We start from the raw sequence: 13,011 nt of genomic DNA, 5'->3' as shown, positions 1-13,011 counted from the left end.
TAGTTCGGCAGGTGAATCGACCGGGCGCCTCGACTGCGGCCGACCTTCGCCCAGCCATGCCTCCCACGGACCGGAGCTTCATGATCCGACACACCGTTGTCCGAGTGCCGCTTCTGGCGCTTCTTCTCTTGTTCGCCTTCCTGATCGGCGGCGGAACAAGTTCTGCCCAAACGAACCTCCTGCCAAGCATTTCGCCAGCGGAGACCCCGCAGGCCGAAGCGGACGCCCCGTCCGAGCAGCAGCGACAGGAACTCGACGATCTCATTCGGATCCTCGAAACCGAAGAGACGCGAAACCGGCTGATCGAATCTCTCAAGGCCACAGCCTATCAGCCGACGGCCCAAGCGGCACAGGGCGGCGAGACGTCGGTGTTGGCAGCCGAGGGAGACCTCGCCAACTCCGTGCCGGCGCATCTGGCGAGCTACACGCGCTCGGCGGTCGCGGCCGTTCAGCAGGGAGCGAACGAGGTGGGCGCCCTTGCGACCCAGGCCGGTTATTTTCTGTCCGGCGCCACCCACATCAACCTGCCGCGGGTGTGGAGCGCCATCCTGCCGGTGTCCACCATCGCCTTCGCGACGCTCCTGTCGCTTGGCCTCCTGTCGATCCTTCGGGCGCGTTTCGCGCGCTGGCTCGGATCCAAGGCAAAGCCCAAGGCGCCCGTCCTGCGCCTGGCGCTGGCTGCCGGCGCGATGCTGGCCGACGCCCTGACGGTGATCCTCGCGGCGGCGGCGGGCCACGCCACCTCGCTGTTCCTGACGGGCGGGCCTCCGGACATCAACGAGGCGCTGTTCCTGAACGCCTTCGCGCTGACGGAGCTGATCAAGGTGGGCCTTGCCGCCTTCGTCTCGCCGCACGTCCCCGCGCTACGACTGACCCCATTCAGCGACGGTCAGGCGCGCTACTGGTATCGGCGCCTCGCGCTCGTCATCACCCTCCTCGGCTACACGTTCCTGTTCGTGGCGCCGGTCGTGCAATCCATCTCCAGCTTCGTAGCCGCCAACGCCGTGCGGTTCCTGGTCGTAACGGCCTCGTTCCTGTTCACGCTCTGGCTGATCCTCGCCAATCGCGAGCGGGTGAAGGCAAGGCTGCAGCGCTCCTATCGCGAGGGCGCCCGCAACCCGCAGGCGCGCTTCTACCATCTCCTTGGCACGGTGTGGTGGCTACTCGGCGCGTCCTTCGTCACGGCGCTCTTCGCCCTGTGGATCTCGAGCCCGCGCAACGGCTTCCAGTTCATGCTCGGCGCGTCCCTGATTTCCGTCGCGGCGATGGCGGTCGGAGGGCTGGTCGTCTCGATCCTGACCAAGGTGATCGCGCGGGGGATCCGCGTGTCCACGGCCACGCGGGAGCGGTTTCCGCTTCTGGAGCGCCGGATCAACTCTTTCATCCCGAAGATGCTTCTCGTTCTGCGGGTCATCACGATCGGGGTGGTTGTCGGTGTGATCCTCGATGCCTGGTCCATCATCGAGCTCGACAGCTTCGCCTCCAGCCAGCTCGGTCAGCGCTTTTCAACCGGTCTCGTCGGCGCGCTAGTGATCCTGACCGTCGGCTTCGCGATCCATCTCGTGTTCTCGTCCTGGGTCGAATACCGGCTCAATCCGAATTTCGGCTCGGTGCCGACGGCGCGCGAGCGCACGCTGCTCTCCTTGTTCCGGAATGCCCTGACCATCGCTCTGGCGCTGATCGTGCTGATGCTGGTGCTCTCGCAGATCGGCATCAACATCGCGCCGCTCCTGGCCGGCGCCGGCGTCGTCGGCCTCGCAGTCGGCTTCGGCGCGCAGAAGCTGGTGCAGGACATCATCACCGGCGCCTTCATCCAGATCGAGAACGCGCTCAACGAAGGCGACGTCGTGCAGCTCGGCGGGGTGTCGGGCGTCGTGGAGAAGCTAACGATCCGCTCGGTCAGCCTGCGCTCGGTGGACGGGACCTACCACCTGATCCCGTTCTCTTCCGTGGATCAGGTCGCCAACATGACGAAGGATTTCTCGCATTTCGTCGCCGATGTGTCCGTTGCCTACCGCGAGGACGTTTCCGAGGTGAAGGCGCTGATGCAGGAAGCCTTCCAACGCGTGCGCGAAAGCGGCGAGGGCGTCAGCATCATTGCCGACTTCGAGATGCTGGGCGTCGAGATGCTGGGTGACAACGCGGTGGTCATTCGGGGCCGGATCCGCACGCTTCCCGGCAAGCAATGGGGCGTCGGCCGGCTCTACCGGGAGTTCATCAAGCGCCTGATGGACGAACGCGGCATCGAAATCCCGTTCCCGCAGACGACGGTCTGGTTCGGCGAGACGAAGGCGCACGACGCCCCGCCACTTCGGGTCGCCGGCCTCGAAGCGCCGGTCGTCGAGGCCGCGGGGAGGGGCGAGGCGCGATCGTCGCAGGACCGCCGACGACTGAGCGACAACGAGATCCAGGTCGTCACGCGCAACCCCGACGGTACGATGATCCCGCCCGACCCGAAGGACGACGACGGCGACGAAGGGGATCCTTCACGATGAATCCGGCCTGCCTGCGCGGAGCTTTCCCCGTGCCGATGGCGCTGCTTGCGCTGGCCGCCCCGCGCACCCTATCTAGGCAAGCGAAGTAACGAAGCCCGATTCGACCGGCAAGCCGCCGGCCGGCCCCCCTTCACGAGAGACCACCATGAAGCATCCCGTCGAGACCATGATGAACCTTGTTCCGATGGTCGTCGAGCAGACGAACCGGGGCGAGCGGGCCTATGACATCTTCTCCCGCCTCCTGAAGGAGCGCGTGATCTTCATCACCGGCCCGATCGAGGACGGGATGGCGACGCTGGTCTGCGCCCAGCTCCTCTTCCTCGAGGCCGAGAACCCGAAGAAGGAGATCGCGCTCTACATCAACTCGCCCGGCGGCGTGGTGACGAGCGGCATGGCGATCTACGACACGATGCAGTTCATCAAGCCGGCCGTGTCGACGCTCTGCATCGGCCAGGCGGCGTCGATGGGCTCGCTGCTTCTCTGCGCCGGCCACAAGGACATGCGCTTCGCCACCCCCAACGCGCGCATCATGGTGCACCAGCCGTCCGGCGGTTTCTCTGGCCAGGCGTCGGACATCGAGCGTCATGCGCTCGACATCATCAAGCTGAAGCGCCGCCTCAACGAGGTCTACGTCCAGCACACCGGCCAGGACTACGAGACCATTGAACGGACGCTGGATCGTGACCACTTCATGACGGCGGACGAGGCCAAGGACTTCGGCCTGATCGACAAGGTGCACTCGACGCGCGAGGCGGTCGAGGCGGCTATCTCGTCCTGAGCCTTTCGTGCTCCTTTCCTTGATCTCGCCACGAGGCGGCCATAGCATCTCCAGCTTGGCCCGTATTAAGCGTCGATCAAGGATAGCGTCGCTAGACTGTCACGGATGCGAGAGGGTCGAGGCCGGAATCGCGTTCGTGACAGGCGGTTGCTTTGTGCGCGTTGCAGCATAGGATGAGTCACGGGTCACTCGACCTATCTCCGAACCTCCACGTCCGGGGTGCGGAACGGAAGGAAGAACGATGAGCAAAGTGAGCGGCGGCGACAGCAAGAACACGCTCTACTGCTCTTTCTGCGGAAAGAGCCAACACGAAGTCCGCAAGCTGATCGCCGGGCCGACGGTCTTCATCTGCGACGAGTGCGTCGAACTCTGCATGGACATCATCCGGGAGGAAAACAAGTCCTCCATGGTGAAGTCGCGCGAGGGCGTGCCGACCCCGCAGGAGATCATCAAGGTCCTCGACGATTACGTCATCGGCCAGTCCTTCGCCAAAAAGGTCCTGTCCGTCGCGGTCCACAATCACTACAAGCGCCTGGCCCACGCGTCGAAGAACAACGACGTCGAGCTGGCGAAGTCCAACATCCTGCTGATCGGCCCGACCGGCTGCGGCAAGACGCTGCTCGCGCAGACTCTCGCCCGTATCCTCGACGTGCCCTTCACGATGTCGGACGCGACGACGCTGACAGAAGCCGGCTATGTCGGCGAGGACGTCGAGAACATCATCCTGAAGCTCTTGCAGTCGGCCGACTACAACGTCGAGCGCGCGCAGCGCGGCATCGTCTACATCGACGAGATCGACAAGATCAGCCGCAAGTCGGACAACCCGTCCATCACGCGCGACGTGTCGGGCGAGGGCGTCCAGCAGGCGCTCCTGAAGATCATGGAAGGCACCGTGGCCTCGGTCCCGCCGCAGGGCGGCCGCAAGCATCCGCAGCAGGAGTTCCTGCAGGTGGACACGGCCAACATCCTCTTCATCTGCGGCGGCGCCTTCGCGGGCCTCGACCGGATCATCTCGGATCGCGGCCGCAAGACCTCGATCGGCTTCGGCGCCAATGTCGAGAGCCCCGAGGATCGACGCACGGGTGAGCTCTTCCGCAAGGTTGAGCCCGAGGATCTCCTGAAGTTCGGCCTGATCCCCGAGTTCGTCGGCCGTCTGCCGGTCCTCGCGACGCTGGAGGATCTCGATGAGCCTGCGCTGGTCCAGATCCTGGTCGAGCCGAAGAACGCCCTGGTCAAGCAGTACCAGCGGCTTTTCGAGATGGAGAACGTCGAGCTCTCCTTCCATGAGGACGCGCTGAAGGCGATCGCCCGCAAGGCGATCGAGCGCAAGACCGGCGCCCGCGGCCTGCGCTCCATCATGGAAGCCATGCTGCTGGACACGATGTTCGATCTGCCGACGCTGGAAGGCGTGCAGGAGGTCGTGATCTCGGAAGAGGTCATCGATGGCAACGCGCGGCCCCTCTACATCTACTCGGACCGCAAGGACGAGAAAGAGACCGCGAGTGCCTGACGCACGCTCCGACCGGATCGTCTGAACCATCTGAGCCCGCTCCGGAGCGCCGGGGCGGGCTTAACTTTTCGAAGGAGCGGTTTCACGACCGCACCGTTCACCTCCCGAACGGATCCCGCCACCTGCGATGGGTTGAACGGAGGGGGAACGGCGACCACATTGCCAGTGCGAAGAGGCCTTTCGATCCGGTGCCAAATGGGCCGATCCGAAAGGGCCTCCGGCGGCATAAGCCGCAGAAAGGACAAGCATGTCAGACCAGACATTCCCTGCCGCCACCGGCGAGGCCGGTCAGTATCCGGTTCTGCCGCTCCGCGACATCGTGGTGTTCCCGCATATGATCGTCCCGCTCTTCGTCGGGCGCGAGAAGTCCATCCGGGCTCTCGAGGAGGTCATGGGCGCCGATAAGCAGATCCTACTGGCGACGCAGAAGAACGCTGGCGACGAGGATCCCGCGCCCGACGCGATCTACGATCTCGGCACGCTGGCCAACGTCCTCCAGCTTCTCAAACTGCCCGACGGCACGGTGAAGGTGCTGGTGGAGGGCGTCTCGCGCGCCCGCATCTCCGGCTTCACCGACCGGACCGACTGGCACGAGGCGAACGCGACCATCGTGCCGGAGGTCGAGGAGGATCCGGTCGAGGTCGAGGCGCTGGCTCGCTCGGTGATCTCGGAGTTCGAGAACTACGTCAAGCTGAACAAGAAGATCTCGCCCGAGGTCGTCGGCGCGGCCGGACAGATCGACGACTATTCCAAGCTCGCCGACACGGTGGCCTCGCATCTGGCGATCAAGATCCCCGAAAAGCAGGAAATGCTCGGGATCGTCAGCGTGCAGGAGCGCCTGGAGCGCGCCCTCAGCTTCATGGAAGCCGAGATCTCGGTTCTCCAAGTGGAGAAGCGCATCCGCTCGCGCGTCAAGCGCCAGATGGAGAAGACCCAGCGCGAGTACTACCTGAACGAGCAGATGAAGGCGATCCAGAAGGAGCTGGGCGACGGCGAGGAAGGCCGCGACGAGCTCGCCGAGATCGAGGAGCGCATCAAGAAGACCAAGCTCTCCAAGGAAGGCAAGGAGAAGGCCTCGGCCGAGCTGAAGAAGCTGCGGCAGATGAGCCCCATGTCGGCCGAGGCGACGGTGGTGCGCAACTATCTCGACTGGCTGCTGGGCCTGCCCTGGGGCAAGGCCTCTAAGGTTCGCATCGACCTCAAGAAGGCCGAGGAGATCCTCGAGGAGGAGCACTACGGCCTCGACAAGGTCAAGGAGCGGATCATCGAGTATCTGGCCGTGCAGAGCCGTCAGGCGAAGCTCAAGGGTCCGATCCTCTGCCTCGTCGGCCCTCCGGGCGTCGGCAAGACCTCGCTCGCCAAGTCGATCGCGCGGGCCACGGGGCGTGAATACGTCCGCATGGCGCTCGGCGGCGTGCGCGACGAGGCCGAGATCCGCGGCCACCGTCGGACCTATATCGGCTCGATGCCCGGCAAGGTGATCCAGTCGCTCAAGAAGGCGAAGCGCAACAACCCGCTCTTCCTGCTCGACGAGATCGACAAGATGGGCCAGGACTTCCGGGGCGATCCGTCGTCGGCCCTTCTTGAGGTCCTCGACCCCGAGCAGAACGCCACGTTCATGGACCACTATCTGGAGGTCGAGTACGACCTCTCGTCCACGATGTTCGTGACGACGGCGAATACGCTCAACATCCCGGGTCCGCTGATGGACCGCATGGAGCTGATCCGGATCGCCGGCTACACGGAGGACGAGAAGATCGAGATCGCCAAGCGGCACCTCCTGCCCAAGGCGATCAAGGATCACGCGCTCCAGCCGCACGAGTTTTCGGTCGGCGAGGATGCGCTGCGTGACATCGCCCGTCGCTACACCCGCGAGGCCGGCGTGCGCTCTTACGAGCGCGAGCTGTCCAAGCTGGCGCGAAAGGCCGTCACGAGCATCCTCAAGGGCGAGGTGACCAAGGTCGAGGTTTCGGCCGCGAACCTGGCCGACTATCTCGGCGTGCCGCGCTATCGCTACGGCGAAGCCGAGGCCGAGGATCAGGTCGGCGTGGTCACGGGTCTGGCCTGGACCGAGGTCGGCGGCGAACTCCTGACGATCGAAGGCGTCATGATGCCCGGCAAGGGCAAGATGACGGTGACGGGCAACCTCAAGGACGTGATGAAGGAGTCCATCTCCGCCGCCGCGTCCTATGTCCGGAGCCGCGCGATCGAGTATGGCATCGAGCCGCCGCTCTTCGAGAAGCGGGACATCCACGTCCACGTGCCCGAAGGCGCGACGCCCAAGGACGGTCCGTCCGCCGGCATCGCGATGGCGACGGCGATCATCTCGGTGATGACCGGCATTCCGGTCCGCCGCGACATCGCCATGACCGGCGAGGTGACGCTGCGGGGCAGGGTGCTGCCCATCGGGGGCCTCAAGGAGAAGCTCCTGGCCGCTCTTCGCGGCGGAATGACCAAGGTCCTGATCCCGGCCGAGAACGCCAAGGATCTGGCCGACATTCCGGACAACGTGAAGAACAACCTGGAGATCGTGCCGGTCGCCCGCATGGGCGAGGTGCTCCAGCACGCGCTGATCCGCATGCCCCAGGCGATCGAGTGGTCGGAGGAGGAAACCGCCGCCCGCATCGGCGACAAGGCCGACGATTCGCAGGGCGCCATGGCGCACTGAGGCGTCGTGGACCTCCAAAATGCAGAAAATGCCGCCCTCCGGGCGGCATTTTTCGTTCAAAGGCCTTGTTTCCGCGGGTTTGGCCCCATCTCGGCCTTGAAGGCCACCCTTCTTTTACGCAGTGTGTCGCACCGAGTCGGTCCGACTACAACCAACGCTGGAGTCTGTGCATGAACAAGAACGAACTGGTCGCCGCCGTGGCCGACAAGGCCAAGCTTTCGAAGCAGGACGCGACCACGGCCGTGGATGCCGTGTTCGACGCGCTGCAGGACGCGATGGCCAAGGGCGACGACGTTCGCCTCGTCGGCTTCGGCACGTTCTCCGTCTCGCATCGCGCCGCCTCCAAGGGCCGCAACCCGTCCACGGGCGCCGAGGTCGACATCCCGGCGCGCAACGTCGCTAAGTTCACGCCGGGCAAGGGCCTGAAGGACGCGGTGAACGTCGAAGCCGCCGCACCGAAGGCCAAGGCCAAGAGCAAGTAATTCGACGACCGCGTGGCGCCCTCCCAGGCGCCTCACGTTTCGTCCTTTCCGCATTCACGCCGTCCGGCAGCATCGTCGATGCCGGGCGGTTTCGTCGCGGAGCGCCTTTCCGCCCGCCGCCCCAGCCTGGATGACCGGACATGAGACAGCCCGACCCGCTCCTGCCGGAGATCGTGGCGCTCCGGCACCGGCTCCATGCTCATCCCGAGGTTTCCAACGAGGAAGCCGCGACGGCCCGGACGGTCGCCGACTTTCTCCGACGCTTCGAGCCGGACGAGATCCTGACCGGTCTGGGCGGTCATGGGCTCGCTGCAGTCTTCCATGGCGCTGACGACGGCCCGACCCTTCTCCTGCGCTCGGAGCTCGACGCCCTTCCGATCCCGGAGATCGGATCCTGGCCGCATCGCTCGCTTCGCGACGGCGTCGGCCATCTCTGCGGTCATGATGGACACAGCGCGATCCTGGCGCTCGTCGCCGCGCGTCTGCACCGGCAGCGGCCGGCGAGGGGGCGCGTCATCCTCCTGTTCCAGCCGGCCGAGGAAACGGGCGAAGGGGCGGCGCGCGTGATCGCCGATCCGCGCTATGCGAGCCTGCGGCCGGACTACGCCTTTTCCCTTCACAACCGGCCCGGTCTCGCCTTCGGCGAGGTCGCCCTGCGACAGGGGCCTGTGAACTGCGCCTCGCGCGGCTTGCGCCTCGCGCTGACGGGGCGCACCGCCCATGCCTCGACTCCTTGGGACGGGCTCTCGCCCATGCCAGCGGTGATCGAACTTCTCGAGGCGCTGCCGAAGCTCGGCGCCGGCGGCCCCCTGGACGGCGATTTTCGGCTGGCGACCCTCACGCATGCCCGATTGGGAGAAGCCGCCTTCGGCATCGCGCCGGGATACGCCGAAGTCTGGGCGACGTTGCGGACCCTGCAAGACGAGGGAATGGCCGCACTCTGCGCCGAAGCCGAAGCCCTGGCGCAAGCCTGCGCCTGCCGCCACGGGCTGGAGCTCTCGCTCGGCTACGAGGATGTCTTCCGCCATAGCGAGAACCACCCGGAGGCGGTCGAGATCCTTCGGCAGGCGCTGAACACCGAAGGCGTTCGTCACGAGCCCGGCGAGCCGATGCATGCGTCCGAGGACTTCGGGCGCTTCGCCGATCATGCGCGCTCGGCCATGTTCTTTCTCGGTGCGGGCCTCGATCACCCGAGGCTGCACAATCCCGACTATGATTTTCCCGATGCGCTCATTCCGATCGGGGCGGGCGTGTTCGAGCGCGTCATCCGCGACCGCCTCGGCTGATCGCCCTTACGGAAAGGTCCAGATCGTCGCTTCACGCCCGAGCGGCAGGAGCGGCGCGCGCAGGTGGAAGACCAGGCCGTCGGCAGCGAAGTCGATGCGCGCGGTTCCACCGAACTCCGCGGCCAGGACGCGCTCCACGATGCGGGTGCCGTAGCCGGTTCGGGTCGGCCGGGACACCTGCGGCCCTCCGCTCTCGCGCCACTCGAATTCCAGGTCGTCGTCCCGGACGGCCCAGCGGATGTCGATCTGCCCTGTGGGATTGGACAGGCTGCCGTGCCTGAGCGCGTTTTCGGCCAGTTCGTGAACCGCAAGCGACAGCATGGTGGCAATGCGTGGCTTGAGGCGCACGTCGGGTCCCACGGCCGTGAGCCGGCCGCCGACGATCGAATGCAGCGGCTCGAGGGCGCCCATCACGACGTCGGCCAGAAGGGCACTAGCCCAGGCTTCCGCCGTCAGCACGTCGTGGCTGCGGGCCATCGCCTGAATGCGCCCGGAAACGGCCGAGGCGACGTTGGCGGGCACCTGCGCATCGCGCAGCGTCTGGAGGACCACGCTCTGCACCGTCGCCAGCGTGTTCTTGACCCGATGGTCGAGTTCGCGATTGAGCAGGAACCGATGCTCCTCGGCCCGCTTCCGCTCGGTCACGTCGAACTGCGAGGCGAAGAAGTAGGTCAGCTCCCCGTTCTCGAAGACCGGAGAGACGAGAAGGGCGTTCCAGAAGGTCGTCCCGTCCTTGCGGTAGTTCAGGAGATCGATCTCGATGGACTCGCGCGCCTCGACCGCGCGGCTGAGCTTGCGCACATCGTCCGTATTGGTCGCCGGCCCCTGCAGGAAGCGGCAGTTGCGACCCAGGATCTCCTCGCGCTCATAGCCGGTCAGGCGGACGAACGCATCGTTGCAGAAGACGATCGGGTTGTCGTCCGAGTTCGGATCGGTGATGATCATCGGCATGCGCGTGGCGCGCACCGCCGAAGCGAAGGGATCGGACGTGGTCCCACTGGCGACGTCCAGTTCCCTGTCGATGCGCAGGCGTTCCTGCTCGCTCATTCCGTCTCGATTCATGGTTGAGCGGCACCGCTTCGCCGCGTGCCTCTTGCTTGCGTCCTCCTGGTGCGAATGGCAATGGTCAGGGGCGTTGGAGGCCCGAATGTTCCTGAGAATTGCCTACGTTTCCTCTCTTTCCGAAAGCATGTCGCCCGAAAGCATCGATCGGATCGTGGAAGCGTCCCAGGCACGGAACGAGCGGCAGGGCGTGACGGGCATGCTCGCAGTCGATGGTCGCCGCGTGCTTCAGATCCTGGAAGGCCCGCCGGAGATCGTGAGCGCGCTTTACGAGCGAATCCGTGGCGATGGCCGGCATCACGAGGTCATCGAGATCGACCGGCGCCTCATCGAAGCACGCCATTTCGGAAGCTGGGGAATGGTCCGCCGCAGCATGGTGGATGTCGTGATGCTGGCGATGACGCTCTGAAGGTCCGGGGGCGCCGCATGGCACCCCCGGACGCACCTCGCGATCAGTTGGCGAGGGCCTGCGCGTAGTTCTCGGACACCTTGGTCCAGTTCACCACGTCCCACCAGGCCGACAGATAGTCGGCGCGGCGGTTGTTGTAGGTGAGGTAGTAGGCGTGCTCCCATACGTCGTTGCCAAGCACCGGCGTGCCCCGCGTCTCTGCGACGTCCATCAGCGGGTTGTCCTGGTTGGGCGTCGAGGTGATGGCGAGCTTCTTGTCGCTGTCGACGATCAGCCAAGCCCAGCCGGAGCCGAAGCGGCCGGTGCCGGCCGTCTGGAAGGCCTTCTTGAACTCATCCATGGAGCCGAAGGTCTCGTCGATCGCGGCCGCGAGTTCCGGCGAAGGCTCGCCGCGCTGGCCCTCTGGCGCCATGATCTGCCAGAAGAACGTGTGGTTCCAGTGTCCGCCCGCATTGTTGCGGATCGCGGCGGGGCGCTGGCCTGCCGTCGCGACCAGCTCTTCGACCGACTGGCCGGCGAGCTGCGGGTCGTCCTTGGCCGCGTTGTTCAGGGTCGTGACGAAGGCCTGATGATGCTTGGAGTGGTGCAGCTCCATCGTCTTCGCGTCGATCGCAGGGGCCAGGGCATCGTAGCCGTAGCCGAGTTCGGGCAGGGAGAAGGGCTCCGTCTGCGCGGCCGCTTCGCTCGCGGCAGGGGCGCTCTGCTGTGCGGTGGCCGGGAAGGTCGGCGCGAGAGCCCCGATCGTCAGGGCCAGCACGGCGATGGATCCGGATGTCGTCAGTCGGCGCATGGAAAACTCCGCAGGGGTCTTAAAGACTCCTGCGGAACGGTGCCCCGATCCCGGCGTTGCAAAAACAAGTTGTGATCGAGGTGTCCGACGCGAGAGGTTGCCTCACGGCGTAGAGTGTCGGCGCAGGCGGGTGACGGCAAAGTCGAGCGCCAGCATGACAAGGAGCGAGGCTCCGACCAGCGGAAACAGGACGCCGCCGATTGCCAGAAGCGCCAGCAATCCGCGAAACACGCGCTTGTCCTTGGGCATGGGCGGCACGCCCATCGACCGGCTCGGCCGCCGCTTCCACCACATCACGCCCGCCGAGACCGCCAGGCCGACATTGCCGATGCAGACCAGGAGCAGCACCAGCTGGTTGGCGAGACCGAACTCCTGCCCGAGATGGACATTGATGCCCCATTCCAGCGCCCGGCCGAGCGAGCCGTAGTCCGCATAGCCCATGTCGAGCAGCGGCTCGCCGGTGTACTGGTCGAGATGGACGACGCGCTGCTCGGCCACCGCGTCGGGATAGACCGACCCGGTAAAGACGTCGGTCGGCTTGGTCGGGATGGTCACGGCATAGCCGCGATGGAGGCCCAGCCGTTCGAAGGTCGCCACCGCCGCGTCGAGGCCGATTGGCCGGGTCGCAGAGGGCGTCGAGGCGGGAATCTCGGCCTGCTCCAGCGACCAGCTCGTCGCGCCTTCTGCGGAGAGCTTCCGGTCGGACATCGGAATGTTCGTGCGTACGCCTTCGGGATAGCCGAAGTTGGAGCCGTTGGCCCACTGGTTCACCTGGCCGCCCCAGACCTGCGACCAGGGCATGCCGGTCACGGCCAGGAAGACGATGAAGCCGCCGACCGCAATGCCGGTCACGGCATGGGCGTCGCGCCAGAAGACGCGGCGGCCCGGGGTACCGCGAACGCTGACGACGCCCCCGGACTGGCCGCGCGGCCACCAGAGGTAGACGCCTGTCGCGACGAGCAGGATCGACCAGCCGGCCGCGATCTCCACCGCGTTGCGCGCGAAGGCGCCGAAGTATTTCAGGCTGTGGAGCTGGCGGATCGTCCACATGACCGTGCCGCGATCCGGCAGCGCGCCGAGGACCGACGCATCGTGGGGATCGACATAGACCGCAAGCCGCTCGCCGGTCTCGGTGCGGACCGTGATCTCGGCGGACGCGCCGGGATCGGCCGGGTCGGTGAACTTGACGGCAGCGCCGGGATGGGCGGTGAGGGCGGCCGCCACCATGGCGGAAGGCAGGGCGCGAGGCGAGTCCGCCATTGCCTCCACACGCTTGAGGTCGGAATGGACGAAGGCGTCGATTTCGTCCCGGAAGAGATAGAGGCCGCCCGTGATGGAGAGGGAGACAAGGAAGGGCAGCACGAACAGGCCGGCATAGAAGTGCCAGCGCCAGACGGCGCGATAAAGATCGACCGATCCGCCGGAACGCGCGGCGCGCTCCGGACGGTCGAGGGTGAGGTCCGACATGGGAGATCCAGAAAAGGGGAGGGAAGCGCATCGGCTCGGGCCGCGCGCCGGATGCCATGCCTCG

At 66.0% G+C, this 13,011-nt stretch carries 10 protein-coding genes; 7 read left to right on the top strand and 3 right to left on the bottom strand.

All coding sequences use genetic code 11. The annotated features are described in order from the left end of the window. Positions 1–80 precede the first annotated feature (80 nt). The 6 genes from O5O54_RS10380 to O5O54_RS10355 all read left to right on the top strand — a co-directional run bounded on the left by O5O54_RS10380 (position 81) and on the right by O5O54_RS10355 (position 9,219). Positions 81–2,495, top strand: coding sequence for a mechanosensitive ion channel domain-containing protein (locus O5O54_RS10380; protein WP_279481433.1), 2,415 nt, complete (start codon positions 81–83; stop codon positions 2,493–2,495). Positions 2,496–2,640: 145 nt separating this feature from the next. Beyond that, positions 2,641–3,273, top strand: a complete 633-nt coding sequence (locus O5O54_RS10375; RefSeq protein ID WP_055884034.1) for an ATP-dependent Clp protease proteolytic subunit — start codon at positions 2,641–2,643, stop codon at positions 3,271–3,273. 241 nt (positions 3,274–3,514) lie between these two features. Beyond that, entirely contained in the window at positions 3,515–4,783 is a 1,269-nt protein-coding gene (clpX, locus tag O5O54_RS10370; protein WP_279481429.1) for an ATP-dependent Clp protease ATP-binding subunit ClpX, read from the top strand. 247 nt (positions 4,784–5,030) lie between these two features. Further along, entirely contained in the window at positions 5,031–7,451 is a 2,421-nt protein-coding gene (gene lon / locus O5O54_RS10365) for an endopeptidase La (RefSeq protein WP_279481427.1), read from the top strand. A 170-nt stretch (positions 7,452–7,621) separates the two neighbouring features. Continuing rightward, positions 7,622–7,933: an HU family DNA-binding protein gene (locus O5O54_RS10360; protein ID WP_279481426.1), complete on the top strand. Its 312-nt coding sequence runs from the start codon at positions 7,622–7,624 to the stop codon at positions 7,931–7,933. Positions 7,934–8,073: 140 nt separating this feature from the next. Further along, a complete protein-coding gene (locus O5O54_RS10355; protein ID WP_279481425.1) occupies positions 8,074–9,219 on the top strand; it encodes an amidohydrolase in 1,146 nt (381 codons plus the stop codon). Between the two features lie 6 nt (positions 9,220–9,225). On the opposite strand, the gene O5O54_RS10350 is transcribed toward O5O54_RS10355, so the two are convergent. After that, positions 9,226–10,170 (bottom strand): HWE histidine kinase domain-containing protein, encoded by a 945-nt coding sequence (locus tag O5O54_RS10350; RefSeq protein WP_279481422.1) that lies wholly within the window; start codon positions 10,168–10,170, stop codon positions 9,226–9,228. Here O5O54_RS10350 and O5O54_RS10345 point away from each other — a divergent pair. Further along, complete coding sequence (locus tag O5O54_RS10345) at positions 10,157–10,690, top strand: BLUF domain-containing protein (protein WP_279481420.1); 534 nt, start codon at positions 10,157–10,159, stop codon at positions 10,688–10,690. The two genes, O5O54_RS10350 and O5O54_RS10345, sit on opposite strands and share 14 nt — an antisense overlap. A gap of 43 nt (positions 10,691–10,733) precedes the next feature. Here the strand turns inward: O5O54_RS10345 and O5O54_RS10340 are convergent, their stop codons facing one another. Next, positions 10,734–11,480, bottom strand: a complete 747-nt coding sequence (locus O5O54_RS10340) for a superoxide dismutase (protein WP_279481418.1) — start codon at positions 11,478–11,480, stop codon at positions 10,734–10,736. A 102-nt stretch (positions 11,481–11,582) separates the two neighbouring features. Further along, positions 11,583–12,947: a PepSY domain-containing protein gene (locus tag O5O54_RS10335; protein ID WP_279481417.1), complete on the bottom strand. Its 1,365-nt coding sequence runs from the start codon at positions 12,945–12,947 to the stop codon at positions 11,583–11,585. Positions 12,948–13,011: the final 64 nt, after the last annotated feature.

It is taken from the genome of Aureimonas sp. SK2 (genome assembly GCF_029813115.1).
Taxonomy (GTDB): Bacteria; Pseudomonadota; Alphaproteobacteria; order Rhizobiales; family Rhizobiaceae; genus Aureimonas.
The sequence above is the reverse complement of the archived record's forward strand: the minus strand, read 5'-3'. Positions and strand labels throughout refer to the sequence as shown.